The sequence below is a fragment of the Pseudomonas sp. YJ42 genome (assembly GCF_047225135.1).
Taxonomy (GTDB): Bacteria; Pseudomonadota; Gammaproteobacteria; order Pseudomonadales; family Pseudomonadaceae; genus Stutzerimonas; species Stutzerimonas stutzeri_E.
In genome coordinates this window covers 991,140-1,010,227 of record NZ_CP178378.1, presented here as the reverse complement: position 1 = coordinate 1,010,227, position 19,088 = coordinate 991,140, and the positions used below count along the sequence as shown (strand labels likewise).

The window sequence follows — 19,088 nt, the reverse complement described above, 5'->3', positions numbered from 1 at the left end:
TCCCCGCCGAGCAGAGGCGCCAATTCCTGGGGCGTCAAACCGAGGGGGCGCCCCACCGTTTACGGGTTTATTTGGTCAAGATGAGCTTGTTCTGACGCGTGAGCCGCAACACGTATTCACAGCCGTCATGGACGATGACCATCTCTCTTAATCCCCCAAGCAACTGATCACTGCAGACGCGCCTACGAGGCGGAATCGCGACTGATCCTGTCGGCTGCGTCTGTGTTTGTGTGGTGTCGGACAGGTATCGATCCAGTAAAGTCATGCCTTGCTCCTTGCTCATTCTGGTACGTACACCATCGACCCATCCTTGAGACGATAGGCCACGCCGGCCTTAGCGCCTTCGCCCTGACCGATGTCGCCAGTGGAGGTGTAATGCTCCATCGTCTTGCCCTCCTTGACGTAGATCTCCATGTTTGGCTTGCCGGCGTTCTTGATCACCGTAACGTCGTCGTCGCTGGCAAATGGATTGACCGGATTGTTGGCCACCGCGATCAATAGCGCGGCGATGATCACCAGGAAAACGTCGATCAGGTTGACGACCGAGAGGATCGGATCGTCGGCCTCGGCTTCTTCTAGTAGGCGTAGGCCCATCAGGCAATCTCCGCCGTCAGGTCATGGGCGACACCTGCCACTTCGCGCTTGCCGTTGCGCTGCGCGTGCTCTATCTGCACCAATTCTTCGGCGTACCAGCGGCGGCGCACATTGACCACCCAATAGGTCAGTGAGGCGGCCAGTAACGAGAGGATTACTGCCGAGAAGGCGACGGTGAGGTTGTCGCTGACCTGATCGAGCTGACCACTGGAAAGGCCTTTTAGCGCAGGGCCCATCGGAATCATGGTGGCCACCAGGCCGAGCATCGGCGTTACCCGTGTGACGATTCGGGGAACCTCCAGACGCTTGAAGGCCAGAGTCTCCAGCTCCACAGAGCCCATGCCTGGTGCCTGACGCCAGCTGTGCAGCAGGTCGAAGCCGCGCGCATCACCCCGGCGACGCTGCCGCGACTGCCAGAGGAACCCGCCGACCGCGTAGAAGGCGTAGAGAAACAACAGGATCACAGCCAGCAGCACCGGCAGCATGAACAGTTGGCTGGCGCTGTAGAGCGCCGATTCGACGAGGTATTGCATGGATTCTCCCTGGTCATGTACGGACCGGCAGGCGCCGGCTCTGTTGGTAAATACCGGCCAGCAGCGCCAGTGCGACCAGCAGCGACGCCACCAGTGGCAACCAGTCGAAGGGCTGCGGCTGGGCCTGTTTTTTCTCCAGCTTCTGGCCCTGAACCTGCTGCGTCGGTGCCACGTCGCTCGGTTCACTGGGCTGCGTTTCAGCGATATCGCTGACGGGTGAGGCGAGGCCGAAGCCGGCGGCGGTCTGTCCGACGTATTCGCTGAACTTGGCGTTGTCGCTGACCACATCATGCTGCTCAGCCAGTGCCTGCCAGCGTTGGGCCAGCTGCTGCAGGGTCTGGGCATCGGTGTTCCAGTACTCCTTGCGCGCCGCCTCCAGCAGACGTTCGATCAGCTGCGCCTGGGCTTGCGGGTGGTGCTGCTCGAACCACTCGTTGATACCCAGTTCCAGCTTGTCGTCGACATAGACGGCCTTGAACTCATCCCATTGATCGCTGCGCACGGACTCAGGCGCGGTGACCTGCCAGCCCCAGAGGTTGTTGGCGGAGCCCAGCACTTCCAGGGCACCGCTGTAACCTTCCTGCTGGATCGACTTGATCCAGCCTGGGTGGAAGTAGCGAGCGCGCAGGTCACGCGACAGGAAGCCTGCGGCGGTTTCGCTGCGCGGACTGTCAGCGTCGCGCAGGTTGCTGATGTACAGCTCCGGCGACTGGCCATCCAGATGGCGCACCGCCAGGCCCAGACCGCCGAGATACTGGAAGGGATCATCGGTCGTGAGCATGCCGTAGAGGTTGGACGAGCGTGAAAGCACCGCGCCCTGAACGCCACGCAGCTGCTCGGCATATAGATTCACCGTTGCTTTCTCGCCCCAGCGGTCGCTGTCCGGGCCGTAGGCGAACTGCATGCGTTCCAGGTACAGGTTGGCCAGTTTGGCTTCGCCAGCTACGCGGTCCTGGCCGCCCTCGGCGGCTTCGCCGAAGCTGTCACTGGCCAGTGTGGCGTCCTCCAGGCCGGTGCTGTAGGCGCCGGTTTCCGAAGAGAAGATCCGTGTACGTGCTGCTAGCGACGCGTCCTCGGCAGCCAACCCACGCGCCAGCAGCGCCTGCTCGATGCGTCGGCTGTTGGCAGCGATCAGGTTGTTCGGCTCGTCCAGCGCGCTGGCCTGGTCCGCGGCCTGGGCCAGCCAGTGCATGACACTGGGAAACTGGTCGCGGTACAGGCCGGTGGCAGAGATCACCGCGTCGATACGTGGGCGGCCCAACTCGGCAATGCGAATCGCCTCGATGCCGGTCACCCGCCCGGAGGCGTCCCATTGCGGCTTGAAGCCCATTACCGCTAGCACCTGTGCTTCGAGAATGCCGAAGTGACGCATGGTTTCGACCGACCAGAGGGTGAAGGCTAGTTTGCTTGGATAGTCGCCATGTAGCGCCCGGTGCTGCTCGATCAATCGCTCTGCGGCCACCTTGCCGGCTTCCCAGGCCTCGCGCGTCGGAATGCGCGAAGGATCAAAGCCGTACAGGTTTCTCCCGGTGGGCAGGCTGTCGGGGTTCTTGATCGGATCGCCGCCGTAGGAGCTGGGCGCATGGCGGCCGTTCAGGGCAGCGAAGAAACCATCCAGCTCGCTGTCATTACCCAGCTTCTGCCAGTAGGCGCGACCGCGCTTCAGCAGTTCGCCGATGGCGGGGTCGTCTGTCCAAGCCTGGTTCTGCCGAACATGGCTGTCCAGCAATGTCCACACCGGGGTAGAGCGGATCTGTTCGTAATCCACCAGCAGCAGCTCCTCCGGGTCGTTCGGCGCCAGCGCCGCCAACAGCGGCTTGCCGAGCATCTGCTGCACGGTGAGCAGGCGCAAGTCGCTTTCGGGCGGTACACCGAAACGGGCCAGGCCCAACGGTTGTTGCTCCAGCGCCAGGTCGTGCAACTGCACGTGCAGGGTGTCGACGAAAGCCTGGAAGTCATCGACGCCTGACAGGTCGATGGCTATGTCCTTGTCGATCTTTAATTCGTTGGTGAGCGTCCGGATACGTGCTGCGGTTGCGCTGCGCACTTCGCCTTCGGTCATGCTCAGCCATTGGTGCAGCAGGTCGTGCAGTTCATTGAGTTGGCCATGCAGCCCCGCGGGACCGAACGAGGGGGTGTTGTGGCTGATGGTCACCGCGCGGCCACGACGCTTGGTCTGCAGCGCTTCGCCAATGTTGTCGACGATATAGGGATAGACCACTGGCAGATCGCCGAGCACCAGATAAGGTGCCTCCAGCACATCCAACCCTCGCTCTTTGCCCGGTTGCCATTCGGAAGAGCCATGGGTGCCGAAATGTACCAGCGCATCGGCGGCGAAGCCTTCACGCAGCCACAGATAGGCCGCCAGGTAGCTGTGTGACGGCGGCACCTTGGTGTCGTGGTAGAGCGTCTTCTCGCGGTCATCCAGACGCTCGCCACGCGGTGGCTGCGGCATGATCACCTGGTTGCCCAGCCGCAGGCGAGGGATGACGAAGGCGCCTTCTGTGGTCAGAAATAACCCAGCATCTTGGGGCGCGCCCCAGCGCTCGAGGATGGGCTGGCGCACCGACTCAGGCAGGCCATCGAACCAGGCCATATAGGTTTGCAGTGGCAATGATGCAGCACGGTCGTTGGCCAGCAGTTCCGCCAACCGGCCGTCGCGGTAATAAGGGGCGAGCAGGTCGGTGAGTTCTTTTATCAATCGCGCTTCGTCAACTTGCTCCACGGTGTAGCCGCGCTCGGCATAGGCGCCGAGTAGACGTTCGAGGCTGCGCGGCACATTGAGGAAAGAGGCGCCGAGGTTCTTCTCGCCGGGCGGGTAGTTGTAGAACTGGATAGCCGTTCGGACGTCTTGGTGCGGTAGCCGTTGCAGGCGCGCCAGACGCATGGCTTTGTCGACCACTGCCTGCGACTGGCGCTCGATGGGCACGATGTCGCCGTCGACCTTGCGTGTGGCGGCGGCGAACAGCGGGTCGATCAATCCAGCGAACTCCGGCTGTGCCAGGTAGAAAGGTATGTCCTGTGCATCGAGGCCCTTGGGATCGGCTTCCCAGTCCGCTTGCTCGCCGCCGCGGTAGGGCATGGCTTGTATCACCGGGATGCCAAGCTGTTCGAACTCCTCCTTGCGTCCGGCGCCGTTGAGCATGATCTGCATGTTGATCAGTACATCGGCACGCGACTCGCCATCGTGGCTCAGCAACCTGGTGATCTCACCGTTGCCCATGGCCGAGGTGTACAGCGGCACGGCCAGCGCACCGGCCGCCTCGATACGGCGTAGGCTGTCGTCGACGAAACCAGTCAGCCCTGAATCCATATAGGCTTTGTGGAACAACACGCCGATCAGCGGCACCTCGGGGGGCAGCGCAACGCCCTTCCAGGCGAGGAAATCGCCAAGGCTAGCGAATGTGCGGCCTTGCGCGTCGGGATGGTAGATGCCGGCCTGCGGATGAATGTCTGGCGCCGGACAGGCCGCCCCGTCAGTCCCGCTGAACTGCGCCTGTAAGCGGCAGAAGAAGCCGCTGAAATTCGACACGCCGCCGTTGCTGTAATACACATCCAGCTCGGCGACCGTCGCCTCAGGTAACTGACGGCCACGGCTGCCGTCACGGCGAAACCAGGCCCAGGGCGCCTGCACGGCATCGAGCAGCGGGCCCAAGCTCATCTGCACGGTGCCCAGCGCCGCGCCATAAGGCGCGTCGATGACCAACAGGTCGTAGCTGTCCAGCTCGGCCTTGCCCGGCGTTGTGGCGGCGCCGGCGAGCATGCGGTAGTCGAGAGTGAAACCAGCTTCGGCCGCCAGCGGTTTCAGACGCTCGAATTTGCCCGCCTGAACCGGCGCAGCGGCGATGAACAACAGGCGCTTGGGCGGCACCGTCTCGGCCTGGATACGCATGGATTGACTCAGCACCAGTAGGCCGCAGAGCAACAGCATCAGCGTCTTGCCCAGCATGAAGATTTCGCGCATCAGAAACTGGCCTCCACGGCGAGCCAGCCGGTGCGGCCCTGTTCGACGTAGCCGAACAGCTCGGACTTGTCCTCCAGGCGCAGGTCACCGATGTTCTGCACGCCGCCACGCAGCATCAGGTTGCTATGCAGCTCATAGCCAAGGCTGGCATTGACCAAGCTGTAGCCCGGCGCGCGTTGCTGGCCGCTGGTGCCTTCCAGGTGCTGCTTGCCGATATATTCCCATTGCAGCAAGGCATTCCACTTGCGGGCCTGCCACTCCAGCGACGGCGTGGCCGTGAACTCCGGTCTGCCGTTGAGCTTGGCATCGGTTTTGGCGTTGCGCGCATCCATCCAGTTCAGCGTGGTGCCCAGGGCAATGCCATAGGCCAGCTCGCGACGTGCCGAAAGCTCGACGCCTTCGATGCGCGCCTCCTCTATGTTGTCGTATTGGTAGATGGTGCGTGGCGGTATGCCCGGCTCGCGCCGCAGCATCCGGTAGTAGATCAGGTCGTCAATTTCATTTCGGTAGAGGTTGGCGGTGTAGGCGCTGCGCTCGTCGTGCCAGTCCACCCCCAGCTCGAAGGAACGGCTGGTTTCCGGCTTTATGTCGGCGTTACCGAGGAAGGTGTGCGGTCCTTCGGCGCCGACGTAGTTGGGTGAGATCTGCTTAAGGGTCGGTGCCCGGAAGGCTTCGCCGTAGCCGGCCTTGAAGGTCAGCTCCGACGTAGCACGCCAGACCAGCCATGCGCGCGGGCTGGTTTCGCGGCCGAAGATCTCGTGGTCGTCCATGCGCGCGCCGAGGGTCAGTGCCCAGTCGTCGGTCAGGGCGATTTCGTCCTGAATGAACACCGCTTTGTGCACTGCAGAATCGGAACCCCCAATCAGGCCGGCGTTGTCCAGGCGCTCGTCCCGGTGCTCGCCGCCTACGGTCAACGCATGGCTATCACCGAGGTGAAAAGCTAGGCTGGCATCCCAGATGTCGTCGCGAATTGATTGCGGGCGGGTCGGCGCGAGATCCTGGGTGCGCTTGTTGGTGACGTCGAACTCCGAACGGGTGAAGCGCAGCTGCGATCGCAGCGCAGTCCAGTCGGCGCTCCAAGCCAGCGAATCCTGGCGGCGTTCCAACTCATAGGTGTCCAGGTAGATGGGGCGTGTGGAGTAGGCGTATTGCTGATTGCGGTCACGAGTTTCGTCGCTGCGCAGCATGTCTAATTTCAGTGTCTGGCCCTGGATTGGGCTGTAGCTCAATCCCAGGCTGCCAGTCTGTCGATCCTGGCCTTCGACCTCCGAGACGCGCGTATCCTGCTCCCACGGCGTGGATTCGCGGCGCACTTCCTCGACGCTCAGCGCCAGGTTCAGCCCCTCGGCCAACGGCCCGGAGGCGCGTGCAGCCATCCGGTGGCCGTTACCAGTGTCGCCATCGCCCATTTCGCCACGCAGGGTCACCCCGCCGTGCCATTCGCGCTGCGCCTGCCGGGTGATGATGTTGATGACCCCGCCTATAGCCTCCGAACCGTACAGCGCCGACATCGGGCCACGCACTACTTCGATGCGCTCAACTTGCTCGATACCGACCCAACCGTACTGGTAGTCGGAGTGGCCGATGGTGTCGTCTGTAGAGGAGATGCGCCGACCGTCGATCAGAACCAGTGTATGGCGGTCTTCCGCGCCTCGGATGCTGAGGGTTTTGCGGCCGCCGACCTGACGGCCGTTGAGGCTGATGCCAGGCGTGCCGCGCAGGGCTTCGAGCAGGTTGGTGGCGCCGCGGGCCTTGATCTGCTCGGCGGTAATGACCGTTACTGCCGCTGGTGCGTCGGCCAGCGTCTGTTCGCTTCGAGTGGCGGTCACCACCATCGGATCGAGTTCGGTCGTGCCTGCGGCCAGAGCCGCCGGAGAAACCATGATGCATGCCATTGCCAGCGCGTGCCTGCGCATATCCACCCCCTGATAAGAATGAGAATGGCTGGCTTGGGTACCATGGCCCTGGCTGGCTAAGAGTTGTTTCCGTGTCTGACGCTTATCGTAATGAGAAACATTCGCGAATGCAATCAAGCGACTAGGAGTGTCGCAGATGGCGTGCGGCCCCCGCCATGCACGCATGAGGGTAGGCCAAGTGCCGCTGTGCAAGGCCTGGAGCTGCTAGTGGCGTACAAACAGGGGAGCGTCTCCCGCGCGACGGCTACCGTCATGCGTCAACGGGCCGCATTAGCCGGACTCACGGTCGATAGGGTTGCAGGACGAGGTCTCGATTGACTATCACTCGAAGGGGCAGCCCGGGGCGCTGCGTCAGCGTCGGCTTGATATCCAGATTGCGTCGAGGCATCTCCTGGCCGACCTGGTTCACCGTGTCCTGCAGGCTGTCGCGTCCGGCGATGATGATACGGTCGCCGTCGCGGCGGTTCGAAGGGGACGCCAGTTCGGCGCCGATATCCAGCAGGCTGGTCATGGCCGCACCCGTGACGATGCGGTCCCAGTGCCAGTCGACCCGATCTTCCAAGCCTGAGTAGCCGGCGGCGTCGGTGCCCACGAGGTTATCCAGTTGAACCGAAGAGGTGTCCGGGAAGATAACGCGTTGCCATACCACCTGCACGCGCCGCTGTCCGTAGCTGACCTGGCTGTTGTAGCGACCCAGCAGGCGCGAGCCTTGCGGGATCAACTGATGCTCGCCCGTCGCGCTGTCGTAGACCGGTTCGGTCACCGTGGCGATGACATCGCCTGGCAAGTCCGACTTGATTCCGGTCACCAGCGCTGCCGCGATCACGGTACCGGCCATGACCTGATAGGGCGATTCTGGTATCTGCACGAATCCGGAATTACGTATCTGGGTATTTTGGGATTTAAGGGAAAGCGCTTCGTCGTAATCCTCCCTTTGCATCGGCACAGCATTGTCCGAACTCATATCGTGCGGCCGGCCATGCTCGAGGCCCGGCTCGCTTTTTTGCCCCTTGCCAACCGAGCGAAAGAACACAGGAGACAACGCAGCGGCTTCGGCTTCCTTGAGCCTGGCCAGGCGGTCGGCGTCGGCGAGGTCGGATCCGGCGGGCGGATCGCCCGCGTATCGCGCTCGCTGCTCGGCCTTGAGCATTGCGCCACCCAGGTCGCCGGGCAGTGGCGGACCCAGCTGGGGCACCTCTGGCGGAGGAAGCTGGGAGTAGTCGGATGGCAGTTGTTCAAGAGCCTCGGAGCGCGTGATGCGTTCAACATTGTAAAGCTCGTCGGGTGACGCGCCCTGACGGCGCTGCTGGGGTTGCAGCGACCACAGCAAGGCACTGAGCACCGCAGTGGCCAGCCCGCCTGCGAGCACGGCCAAGGCCCTTGGATTGAGGCGGGTGACACGTCGGGGACGCGCCCGCAGGGCCAGCGGCTCCGGCTCCATCTTGGAGGACGTGCGGTCCTTGCTCGAGTCGGTATTGGATGTGCTCATGTTCAGGGCCGGCGCGCCAAACCATCGGTGCGCTCGAGCCGCACCTCGTCTCCTCGGTTTGTGCCCAGGCGCAGCTCGGCGGCTCCGAATAGACGGTCTACGATGTAGTAGGGCGAGCGGAAGCGATAGTTGACCAACTGGCCGTCACCCTCGGGGCCAATTACGAACAGTGGTGGAAGCTCGCCCTGGGCAATGCCGGCCGGGAACTGGATATACACCTTGCGCCCGTCATCAAAGGCTCGCAGCGGCTTCCATGGCGGGTTTCCGCCGCTTATCGCGTAGCGAAAGCGCAACCGTTCCAGGCTAAGCCCAGTGTCAACCGGTGTGCCAGCCTGTGCTGAGGCCGCGCGTTGCTGCAGCGCCAGCAGACGATCCTTCGGATAATCCCAGGACGCCGCTGCCATCCAGGCCTGCTCGGTCGAGGTCAGCTCGATCAGGTAGGTTCGGCGTGTGGTCGCAATGAGCAGGTTGGTCTTCAGATCTCGACGGGTGGGCTTCACCAGCACGCTGACCCTCGATGCATCGCCGCTGCCGCTGGATGTGTCGGCCACGATCCAGCGTACGGTGTCGCCGGCCGCGACCGTCACCAGTTCTTCGCCGGCCTGGAGATTGATGGCCGTGACCCGGCCAGGGCTGGTATAGACCTGGTACAGCGCACCCTCGGAGTAGGGCCAGACCTGGATAGCGTTGAGGAAACCCTCGTTGTCGGGTGCGACACGGGCATTGCGGTTCGCACCGGTGACCCGGGCACGCTCGTCGACCGGTTCACGGACAGGCCTGTGCTCCGGAAGAGGCTTGAGCTGGGCGGGTAGGGCCAGCGGCTGAGGTACCGTCACCACCTCGATGGGTTTGGGCGCTTCGGGCAGGCGCTGGGCCCGTACCGGTTCGTCCAGGGGCACGACCGGTGGCGGAGCGCTCCGGCTGGCACAACCGGCCAGAAGTGCGAAAACCAGATGGCAGGCGTACAGGTAGGCGGTGGTCTTCATGGCTGCTTGACCCGTTGCGTAGTGTCGAACTCACGGCTCCACGACAGGCCGTTTACATAGAGGCCCAGGGGGTTGCTGCGAAGCCTCTCCTCGGTGCGTGGCGGTTGCAGCACGATTGAGAGCACGGCCGTCCAGCGCTCCACGCCGGCCGGCGCGCCGCTTATGTAGCGGCGCTCATCCCAGCGGATTTGAAAGGAGCTATCACTGGCGCGCACCACGCTGGTGACCTCGACCGTCACCGACTCCTTGCCGACTCTGGTGAAAGGGTCGTTGTTGCGGGCGTATTCATTGAGCGTGGCGGCGCCCCGGTCGGTGGTGTACTGGTAGGCTTCAAGCCAGTTCTTCCTTACCACCACCGGATCGATGGCCAAGGCGCGCACCAGGCTGATGAAGCGTGCCAGGTGGTGGGCAATCTGCGCATCGGTGGGGTGATAGTCACTGGCCGCTTCACCCACTGCCCGAACCTGCCCCTGGCTATCGACCTCCACCACATAGGGCGTCACCAGGGTCTGTGCCGAGCGCCAGACCAAGCCGGCCGCCATCACCAGCGACAGGCCCAGGCAGCCGAACGCCATCAGGCGCCAATTTCTGGCCTGGACTCGGCTCGATCCCAGGCGTTCGTCCCAGAGCTGGCCCGCGGCCTGGTAGGGTGTGGTGGGGGGCGGTGTTTCCGAATAGCGAACCCTGGCACGTCTGAAACGCATGCCTGTCTCCTTCAAGCGTCGGATGGATCGTTGAGGCGCGGCCCGGCAGAGGAACCGCTGGCGTCACCGCTACGAAGCGTATGAGCGATGGTCGAGGTCGCCTGGGTGAGCCGCTGTCGGCGTTGCAGTTGCCTGGCCCAGGCCGGCTGGGTGGGGTCCGGTGTTACCGACGCGTGCAGTTGGGCCCCGGTACCCGCTGCAGTGCCGGCGGACGCTGCTGTTCCCGAGGCGTGATTCGCCAACCTCGTGGAGGCCAGGCCCGCACCGCGTGACGCCAAGCGCGCCCCAGCCATGGCGGCTCCACCGACACCCGTGGTTATCGCTGCCGCACCGGCTGCCATGCCGGCCGCACCCAGCGCTGTCCCTGCCGCGGTGCCGGCGCCCAGTTGAGGCGAGCCCGAGACCAGCCCCGAGGCGATGCCAGGGCCGAAGATGCCCAGTCCAAGCATGGACAGCGCCGCCAGCATCGTGGCCAGGGCATGGTCGATCGAAGGTTCTTCCGGTGCGGCGAGAAATTCGCCGAACAGGCCGCTGCCGATACCCACGATCACGGCGAGTACCAAGATCTTTATGCCGGAGGACACCACATTGCCGAGGACTTTTTCGGCCAGAAAGGCGGTTCTGTTCCAGAGCGCAAAAGGCACCAGAACAAAGCCGGCAAGGGTGGTGAGTTTGAATTCGATGAGGGTGACGAAGAGCTGGATCGAGAGGATGAAGAAGCTCGCCAGTACTACCAGCCAGGCCAGGAAAAGCACGACGATGCTGTCCAGGTTGCTCACCGTCTTGGTGAGACCGCTAAGGCTGCCGATGTGATCGAGCAAAGGGCGCCCGGCCTCGATGCCAATGGCGGCGAGCCGCCCCGGCTGGAGAAACTGCTCCTGCGTCAGCGCTGATCCGGACGCCAGTAGGCCGAGTCCGGCAAATGAGTTGAATATGTTTTCGGCCAACCAGTTGAAGTTGCCGATGATGAAGGCGAAGGCACCCACATAGAGCGTCTTCCTGAGCAGTTTGCCGATAACGTCGTCGCCGGCGGTTGCCCAGAGTAGGCCTGCCAGGGTCATGTCGATCGCCACGAGCGTGGCTGACAGAAAGGCGATCTCGGTGCCCAGCAGGCCGAAGCCCGAATCGATGTACAGCGAGAACACCTCCAGGAAGCGATCGATCACGCCGACGTCGTTCATGGCTGCGACTCATCGAAACTTGCCGGTACGGGAGGCAAGTCTTTCAACGTGAGAAATTCGCCCGGAAGAGCCTGTCCTGCAAAAAACCGCTGCGAAGGTGTCAGTGGGGCGCGCGCGTTGGCCTGTGGTTCAACAACACGGCGCTCGCAGGCACTGAGCGTCACGACCATGGTCATGAGGATTCCAATGAGCCTCAGGCGTTTCATGGCCCAAACAGCCTGACAGGACGTGGTGTATAGGGCGTGCCGCTGCGCATGAAGCGTCGACGCTGTTCCCGCGCTTCCTGCTCGTCGGCCACCTGCCGCGCATGGTCGAGGGCCACTGCCCGATTCTGGGTGAGCGCCATCTGTTGGGCCTGAATGGCCTGCTTGGCCTGCAGCGCCAGAAGCTGGTTGGTGGCCTGGCTGGCTTGCAGCGAGCCCACGGCGGACTGGCTATGGGCGACCAGTTCGGCGAGCACCGTCTGGTCCATGTCCAGGTTCTGTGCCACCTGGCCCTGCATGCGAAGGGCCGTGTGCAGACCTTGGCGGTGCTGGCTCCAACGCTCGAGGCGTTGCTGCGCCAGTTGCCCCCCGGTAATGGTCTGGACGTACTGATTCGGATACAGACGCGCGAACTCCCGATCGAGGCGTGTCACTTCAAAGGCCAGCCCCTGGGCCTGGGTAAGTAACTGTTCGCTCCGGGTGATCGAAAGGTTCAGTCGGTCAATAACGTTAAAGTCGAGCGAGGCGAGGTGGCGCGCCTGGTTCAGCAAAATCCGTGTCTCGTTCTGCAATTGGTTGACCTGGTTGTTGGTCATCTCCAGCGTGCGCACCGCCGTCAGCGTGTTCTGAATTAGGTTGGTCGGGTCGATCACCGTCATCGCCTCGGCGCGGCCGAGCAGGGCCAGTCCGAGCAGGAACAGAGAGGGCGCAACACATGGGCGGAATCGGCTCATGGCTGGCTCGGCTTGATAGGTTGATAGGTTGCAAGCAGGTCCGCGGCCCAGCCCAGCCCCGCGCTTCGAAGCCAGCCGGCGGCAAACCCGGCATTGCCGTGGTCGCTGAGCAACCGGTCGATTCGGCGCTGGTCAGCGGGGCCGGCCGCTGCCGCAAATGCCAGCGCGACGGGCCCTAGCTCGAGTTCGAACAGCCGGTTTCCCTGACGGGACTGGAAGTAGTAATCGCGCTTGGGTGTGGCCTGGGCAATGATTTCGATCTGCCGATCGTTGAGGCCGAACGACCGGTAGAGGTCGCGAACCTGGGGCTCCTGCGCCTGAGGGTTTGGCAGCAGGATCCGGCTGGGGCAGCTCTCGATGACTGCGGTGGCGATGCCGGAGGCCTGAATATCAGCGAGCGACTGGGTCGAGAAAATAACCGAGACGTTCTTCTTGCGCAGGGTCTTGAGCCACTGGCGGATGCGTGCCGCGAACAGCGGCTCGTCAAGAAACAGCCAGGCCTCGTCGAGAATCAGTAACGTAGGCGAGCCGTCGAAGCGCGCCTCGAAGCGGTGGAACAGGTAATCGAGCACAGCGGCGACGGCGGCCTTGCTGTGCATCAGTTCCTCCATCTCGAAGCACTGCACATCCGCTTCGCCCACGCGCTCCTGATCGGCATCGAGAAGCCGCCCATGGGCGCCGTCGAGCACGTAGGGCTGCAGCGCCTCGCGCAGGTGTTCGTCCTGTAACAGCACCTGAAAACCCGTCATGGTGCGCTGCGCGACCGGCGCTCCGGCCAGGCTCTGCAGCGCCGTCCAAATCGCGGTTCGCTGCTCGGGCCCCAGGTCGACACCCTCATGCAGCAGGCGTGCCTGGATCCACTCGTTCGCCCAGGCGCGATGCTCTTCTTGATCGACATGCGCCAATGGTTGGAAGGCGATGTCGCCGTCCCGACCCAGGTCGTAGTGTTCGCCACATAGCCCAAGGGTCGTAGCGCGCAGCGAGCGCCCCATGTCGAATATCAGCAGCCGGGAGCCGGCGTAGCGGCGAAACTGCATGGCGAGGGTCGCCAGTAGCACGGATTTGCCCATGCCGGTCGGTCCGGCGATCAGCACATGACCCACATCTCCGACATGGGTGACCAGTCGGAAGGGCGTAGCGCCTCCGGTGCGGGTAACCATCAGAGGAGGGCCGTTGAGATGGGCGTTGCGAACGGGCCCGGCCCAGACCGCGGAGACCGGCATCAGGTGCGCGAGATTGAGGGTCGAGATGATCGGCTGCCGCACGTTGGCGTAGGCATTGCCCGGGACGGAGGATAGCCACGCCTCGACGGCGTTCAGCTGCTCGGCGATCGTGACCAGGCCGCGTGCCTGGATGGCTTGCTCCACCAGACGCCGCTTCTCGTCCGCTCGCTGCGCATTTTCGTCGAGCACCACGACGGTGGCAGTCATGTAGCCAAAGGCGGCATGGTCGGCGCCCAGTTCCTGGAGCGCCGCGTCGGCGTCAACCGACTTGTTGGCGGCATCGCTGTCGACCAGTGGGCTTTCCTGCTGGAAGATCGTCTCGCGCAGCAGCGCCATCACGCCCTTGCGCTTGGCAAACCACTGGCGTCTCAGGCGGGCAAGTTCGGCGAGCGCCTCGTCTTTGTTCATGCAAATGAAGCGGGTCGACCAGCGATAGGCGATGTCCAGCCGGTTAAGCTCATCAAGCACCCCTGGCCAGGTGGATGTCGGAAAGCCGCGAACTGATATGACCCGTAGCTGCAGGTCGCCGAGCATGGGCGACAGCCCGGTCGTTAGGGCCCGGTCGGCCAGCAGCGCGTCCAGGTAAAAGGGGACCTCCGGAACCGTTACCGACTGGCGTTCGGTCGAAACCGTACCGTGCAGGTAGCTCAGGGTCTGGCAATCATCGAGCCAGTCGGCTTCGGGCATCGCGCCTGCAAGCAGGTCCTGGAAACGATCGGTTTCGGCGATGAAGTACGAGAGCTGCTGATGCCAGTCCACGCCTTGTATGGGTTTGTCGGCGTACAGCAACCCGGCCGCTCGGGCATGCGCTTCTTCCCTGGGCAGGTAGACCAGAGTCAGGTGATGGCAGCTCTCGAAATGGCTATCGGTCGATGCGAAAGTGGCGCGGCGTTCTTCATCAACGAGCCAGGACAAGGGGTCGGGAAATGGGCTCATCGGATATTGCACCGCCACCTGGCGATCGGCCTCAATGTGTAGCATCCAGCCCGAACCGAGGCGGCGCAGCGCGTTGTTGATGCGCGCTGTAGTGGCGATCAGCTCGGCCTCAGTGGCGCTTTCCAGATCGGGGCCGCGGTAGCACAGTGTGCGTTGGAACGCGCCATCCTTGTTGAGCACGACGCCAGGTGCAACCAGGCCTGCCCAGGGGAGCCAGTCGGCCAGTCGTGCGGGCCGATCGCGGTATTCGCGCAGGTTCAGCATCGGTGGCTCTCTATGCGTCCAAGAGGGGCGGGTACTTAATGTGGCGAGCGAAGACCTGCATGAACTGTGGATCCAAGCGCGCACCCCGTACGGCCAGCGCATGCCCGACCAGCCATAGCGCTAGACCGGGCAACCACAACTGCAGGCCCAGTCCGACCACGGCGGCGACGGTCCCGTTGAGGATGGCCACGCTGCGCGGTGCGCCACCCAGCAGGATGGGTTCGCTGAGCGAGCCGTGCAGGGGCAGTTCGAAGCCCGGCAGATGCTGCTCCGACTGGCTCATGCGATCACCGCTCCGCCTGCGAAGCTGAAAAAACTGAGGAAGAAAGAGGAGGCGGCAAAGGCAATCGACAGGCCGAACACGATCTGGATGAGCCTGCGAAAACCGCCGCTGGTATCGCCAAAGGCGAGCGCGAGACCTGTGCTGATAATGATAATTACCGCAACGATCTTCGCGACCGGTCCCTGCACCGAGTCGAGGATTGACTGCAGTGGACCCTCCCAGGGCATGCCCGATCCGGCGGCGAATACGGGCATCGCGAAGGACCACAGCAGGACGCGCGTCGCAACTCGTAGCGAGGAGATTCGAAACGAAGCGGTGAAAGGGTGTCGGGTCATGGCTTGGCTCTTGGGGTATCGAGGGACGCTAAGGTGGCTGGGCAGCCGACTGGCTCCAGCCGGTAGCCCTGATGGTCGTGTCCGAGGACCCGGACCATCTCCCGCACGCGTCGCGCGCGTCCCCGCCCGGCCAGAAACACAATGAGGTTCACTGCCTCGGCAATTAGTGGGTGCGGCGCGACCCGCGCAACTTCGAGGACCAACTGCTCCAGGCGCAGCAGTGCGCCCAGGCAGGACCCGGCGTGGATGGTGGCGATACCGCCTGGGTGCCCGGTGCCCCAGGCCTTGATCAGGTCCAGCGCCTCTGCGCCACGGACTTCACCGACGACAATGCGGTCGGGGCGCAGGCGCAGGGTGCTGCGCACGAGTTCGGCCAACGTGACGGTGCCGGCCTGGGTGCGCAGGGCGACCTGGTCGCTGGCAGCGCACTGCAGTTCGACCGTGTCCTCAAGCACGATTACCCGGTCTCCGGTCGTGGCAATTTCGGCAAGCAGCGCATTGGCCAGGGTCGTCTTGCCGCTGCTGGTGCCACCGGCAACGAGGATGTTCAATCGGTCATGCACCGCGCTTTGCAGAGCCCGGGCCTGCGCCCGCGAAAGAATGCCGTCGTGCTCGTACCGCTCAAGGTCCATCACGTGCCTGGCGCGCTTTCGCAGCGCAAAGGCCGGTGCCGTCGAGACCGGCGGCAGCACCCCTTCGAAGCGTTCGCCTGTCTCGGGGAGTTCAGCGCTCAACAGTGGGCGTGCCCGATGCACTTCGCCGCCGACGTGCGCGGCCACCAGCCGAATGATGCGCTCGCCGTCGGGACCTTCCATTGCTCCAAGAAGCACCCGCCCGCGTGAAAGCCTGTCGATCCACAGTCGCCCGTCAGGGTTGAGCATGATCTCCAGTACGTCGGGGTCGTCCAGTGCATCGGCGATCAACGGGCCCATGGCCGTACGCAACATGCGCACGCGACGGTCGAGCACGACGCAGCCGATAGGGGACAAAGTCGTCATCGTGCCTCCTCCCGTCCGGTACCCGGGGCGGACGGCGAGGTCTCGACGGACCCGTCCATCCGTACCTCGTCAAACAGGCGGCGGCCCTTTTGCACTCGGCGCCCCAGCTGCTCGATGAACTGCGAGAAGCGAAGCCGACCCTGAGCCCTGGCGGCGTCCTGGTGGGCTTCGGGAACGGGCGTGCTGACCGTCAGGTAATAGCGCACGTACAGCGCGACGGTTTCGATCAGGATGTTCTGGTCCCGCTCCAGCTGCTCGAATTGTCGCGACAGCCTGTCCAGTCGTTTGGCCATGGCCGTGTCCCGCTGTTCTCCCGAGACCGGGGACAGCCAGGCGGCTAGGGCCGCCGCCACGATCGAAGATTTGGAGAGCCCTTTCTTGATGGCCAGCTCGTTCAGCCGCTTGGCGTGCTCGGGTTCGATGAACAGATTCAGGCGTGTGCGGCTCATAGGGCGATACCGTCGTCGGGGTCAAGCGAGGCCTGGCGGGCGGTCTCGTGGCGACGCTGGGCCTGCGAAACAGGCAGCCGCACGTCTTCCTCCTCATCCAGCAGACCAAGGTCGCTGGACGCGGGATGGGAGAGAGGCAGCTCTGGCGGGGTTTGCCACTCCGGCTGGTGCGCAGGACTGATACCGCCCGCTACCTGTTCAGTCCGGTCCTCCGGCGATGGGCCGGTCCAGGCGACGGGTGCCCGGAGCTCGCTCCAGTCATCGGGGCGCGGCGGCGGAGCATCGTGGTAGTGCCCCAGAACGAGTACCGGGGCGGGTAGCAGTCGCCGCGTGAAATTGGCGTCCTCGTAGTAGCGAAGCTTGTCGGCACGGACCGGCGGGTGACCTGAGAGCATCACGATGGCCTGGTCAGCTGGAAGCTGCATAACTTCGCCGGGCGTCAGCAACGCGCGGGCCGTTTCCTGGCGGGACACCATCAAATGGCCAAGCCAGGGCGCGAGCCGGTGGCCCGCATAGTTGCGCTGGGCGCGCAACTCTGTGGCCGTGCCCAGCGTTTCGGAGATGCGTTTGGCTGTGCGTTCATCGTTCGTTGCGAAGGTGACGCGCACATGGCAGTTGTCCAGGATCGAGTGGTTCTGACCATAGGCCTTGTCGATCTGGTTGAGCGACTGCGAAATGAGGAAGGCACGAAGACCGTAGCCGGCCATGAAGGCGAGGGCCGATTCGAAGAAATCCAGCCGCCCCAGGGCAGGAAATTCATCGAGCATCAGCAACAGCTTGTGCCTACGCTCGATGCCGTCCCCACCATCCAGCGACTCTGTCAGGCGCCGGCCAACCTGGTTCAACATAAGGCGGATCAGCGGCTTGGTGCGGCTGATGTCCGAAGGCGGAACGACCAGATACAGCGATACCGGATAGGGCGCAGAGATGAGATCGGCAATGCGCCAGTCGCAGCGCGATGTTACCCGTGCAACAGTCGGGTCGCGGTACAACCCCAGGAAGGACATGGCGGTGGAGAGCACACCCGAGCGCTCGTTCTCGCTCTTGTTCAGGACCTCTCGCGCCGCCGAGGCCACCACGGGGTGAGGCGCTTCTCCGAGGTGTAGAGTGGCCATCATCCGGTGAAGCGTCAGTTCGAAGGTGCAGCTCGGGTCGGACAGAAAGTTCGCGACGCCGCCGAGCGTCTTGTCGGTTTCGGCGTAGAGCACGTGCAAGATGGCGCCGACCAGCAGTGCATGGCTGGTCTTCTCCCAGTGATTGCGCCGCTCAAGCGCACCCTCGGGGTCGACCAGGATGTCGGCGATATTCTGCACGTCCCGAACCTCGTGAACGCCTCGGCGAACCTCAAGCAGCGGGTTGTACGCCGCCGAGGCGGGATCGGTCGGGTTGAATAGCAGGCAGTGCGAGAATTTTGATCGCCAGCCGGCGGTCAGGCTCCAGTTCTCCCCCTTGATGTCATGAATGACCGCCGAGGCCGGCCAGGAGAGGAGGGTAGGTACCACCATTCCGACGCCTTTGCCGGAGCGTGTCGGGGCGAACGCCAGGACGTGCTCGGGGCCTGAATGACGCAAATAGCGCTTCTCGAATTGTCCGAGGAAAACACCGCCAACTGAGGTGAGGCCGGCCTTGCGCACCTCCCGAGCGTCCGCCCAGCGGGCCGAGCCATGAGTCGTGACGTGTCGGGACTGGCGGGCACGCCAAAGCGCCATGCCGATCGCGGCCAACACGGCCAACACGCCGCCGGACGCGGCGATCAGACCGGCGCTATCGAAGATCTCCGGTGCGTAGGCACCATAGGCGAACCACCATTCGAACAGGCGCCAGGGATGATAGATCGGGGTGCCGGACAGTTCGAACCAGGCAGCACCCAAGCGTGGCTGATAAACGAGCGCACGGGCCGCCCACTGGGTGGCGCTCCAGACACCTGCAAAAGCGACGGTCACCACCACCGTCACCTGTCCGTACAGCACGTTCGTTGCCTGTTTCACGGCGGCACCAACCCTCATCGGTGCGGCACGCCAATGTGCCGCGGGAAGGAGAGTCGGTAATCAGCGAAAAGACATCAAAGACCGTTTTGGCGGTGTTTATGCCGGCTGTGAACAGAGGTGTTGTGAGGCGCGCTTGGGCCAGGTCCGGCTTATTCCGGCGCCGGAGCAGCGGCGTTCCTTCCAACAACTTCGATAGTTACCTAATGCCGGCGTAGGGCCGACGAGCGATTGGTTTTCGTCCATGAAAGGGCAATATGCGACCAGACTGGAGGTCAATGTCCACTATCGGCCAGGAGCGGTCACTCCGG

General features: G+C 63.7%; 17 protein-coding genes. All 17 read right to left on the bottom strand.

Annotated features, from left to right (window positions below; all coding sequences use genetic code 11):
• Positions 1-67: 67 nt before the first annotated feature.
• On the bottom strand, positions 68-265 hold the full coding sequence (gene hemP, locus ACL0K2_RS04365; protein WP_413043889.1) for a hemin uptake protein HemP: 198 nt from the start codon (positions 263-265) through the stop codon (positions 68-70).
• A gap of 14 nt (positions 266-279) precedes the next feature.
• Positions 280-594: a DUF2149 domain-containing protein gene (locus ACL0K2_RS04360; protein WP_413043888.1), complete on the bottom strand. Its 315-nt coding sequence runs from the start codon at positions 592-594 to the stop codon at positions 280-282.
• Positions 594-1,127: a MotA/TolQ/ExbB proton channel family protein gene (locus ACL0K2_RS04355; protein ID WP_413043887.1), complete on the bottom strand. Its 534-nt coding sequence runs from the start codon at positions 1,125-1,127 to the stop codon at positions 594-596. Before ACL0K2_RS04355 ends, ACL0K2_RS04360 begins: the two co-directional genes overlap by 1 nt.
• 13 nt (positions 1,128-1,140) lie before the next feature.
• Complete coding sequence (gene cobN, locus ACL0K2_RS04350) at positions 1,141-5,091, bottom strand: cobaltochelatase subunit CobN (protein WP_413043886.1); 3,951 nt, start codon at positions 5,089-5,091, stop codon at positions 1,141-1,143.
• A complete protein-coding gene (locus ACL0K2_RS04345; protein ID WP_413043885.1) occupies positions 5,091-7,007 on the bottom strand; it encodes a TonB-dependent receptor plug domain-containing protein in 1,917 nt (638 codons plus the stop codon). The genes cobN and ACL0K2_RS04345 overlap by 1 nt, the downstream gene beginning before the upstream one ends.
• A gap of 280 nt (positions 7,008-7,287) precedes the next feature.
• A complete protein-coding gene (locus ACL0K2_RS04340) occupies positions 7,288-8,496 on the bottom strand; it encodes a TrbI/VirB10 family protein (protein WP_413043884.1) in 1,209 nt (402 codons plus the stop codon).
• A 2-nt stretch (positions 8,497-8,498) separates the two neighbouring features.
• A complete protein-coding gene (gene trbG, locus ACL0K2_RS04335) occupies positions 8,499-9,482 on the bottom strand; it encodes a P-type conjugative transfer protein TrbG (RefSeq protein WP_413043883.1) in 984 nt (327 codons plus the stop codon).
• Entirely contained in the window at positions 9,479-10,186 is a 708-nt protein-coding gene (trbF, locus tag ACL0K2_RS04330) for a conjugal transfer protein TrbF (protein ID WP_413043882.1), read from the bottom strand. The genes trbG and trbF overlap by 4 nt, the downstream gene beginning before the upstream one ends.
• An 11-nt stretch (positions 10,187-10,197) precedes the next feature.
• Positions 10,198-11,367: a P-type conjugative transfer protein TrbL gene (gene trbL, locus ACL0K2_RS04325; protein WP_413043881.1), complete on the bottom strand. Its 1,170-nt coding sequence runs from the start codon at positions 11,365-11,367 to the stop codon at positions 10,198-10,200.
• Complete coding sequence (locus tag ACL0K2_RS04320) at positions 11,364-11,543, bottom strand: hypothetical protein (RefSeq protein ID WP_413043880.1); 180 nt, start codon at positions 11,541-11,543, stop codon at positions 11,364-11,366. The genes trbL and ACL0K2_RS04320 overlap by 4 nt, the downstream gene beginning before the upstream one ends.
• Before the next feature lie 26 nt (positions 11,544-11,569).
• Complete coding sequence (gene trbJ / locus ACL0K2_RS04315) at positions 11,570-12,304, bottom strand: P-type conjugative transfer protein TrbJ (protein ID WP_413043879.1); 735 nt, start codon at positions 12,302-12,304, stop codon at positions 11,570-11,572.
• On the bottom strand, positions 12,301-14,727 hold the full coding sequence (gene trbE, locus ACL0K2_RS04310; RefSeq protein WP_413043878.1) for a conjugal transfer protein TrbE: 2,427 nt from the start codon (positions 14,725-14,727) through the stop codon (positions 12,301-12,303). The genes trbJ and trbE overlap by 4 nt, the downstream gene beginning before the upstream one ends.
• 10 nt (positions 14,728-14,737) lie before the next feature.
• Positions 14,738-15,010, bottom strand: coding sequence for a VirB3 family type IV secretion system protein (locus tag ACL0K2_RS04305; RefSeq protein WP_413043877.1), 273 nt, complete (start codon positions 15,008-15,010; stop codon positions 14,738-14,740).
• Positions 15,007-15,345, bottom strand: coding sequence for a TrbC/VirB2 family protein (locus ACL0K2_RS04300; RefSeq protein WP_413043876.1), 339 nt, complete (start codon positions 15,343-15,345; stop codon positions 15,007-15,009). The genes ACL0K2_RS04305 and ACL0K2_RS04300 overlap by 4 nt, the downstream gene beginning before the upstream one ends.
• The gene (gene trbB / locus ACL0K2_RS04295; protein ID WP_413043875.1) at positions 15,342-16,343 is read right to left on the bottom strand and encodes a P-type conjugative transfer ATPase TrbB; all 1,002 of its coding nucleotides are present in this window, start codon (positions 16,341-16,343) and stop codon (positions 15,342-15,344) included. Before trbB ends, ACL0K2_RS04300 begins: the two co-directional genes overlap by 4 nt.
• The gene (locus tag ACL0K2_RS04290; RefSeq protein WP_413043874.1) at positions 16,340-16,792 is read right to left on the bottom strand and encodes a CopG family transcriptional regulator; all 453 of its coding nucleotides are present in this window, start codon (positions 16,790-16,792) and stop codon (positions 16,340-16,342) included. Before ACL0K2_RS04290 ends, trbB begins: the two co-directional genes overlap by 4 nt.
• Positions 16,789-18,798: a conjugal transfer protein TraG gene (locus ACL0K2_RS04285; protein WP_413043873.1), complete on the bottom strand. Its 2,010-nt coding sequence runs from the start codon at positions 18,796-18,798 to the stop codon at positions 16,789-16,791. Before ACL0K2_RS04285 ends, ACL0K2_RS04290 begins: the two co-directional genes overlap by 4 nt.
• Positions 18,799-19,088: the final 290 nt, after the last annotated feature.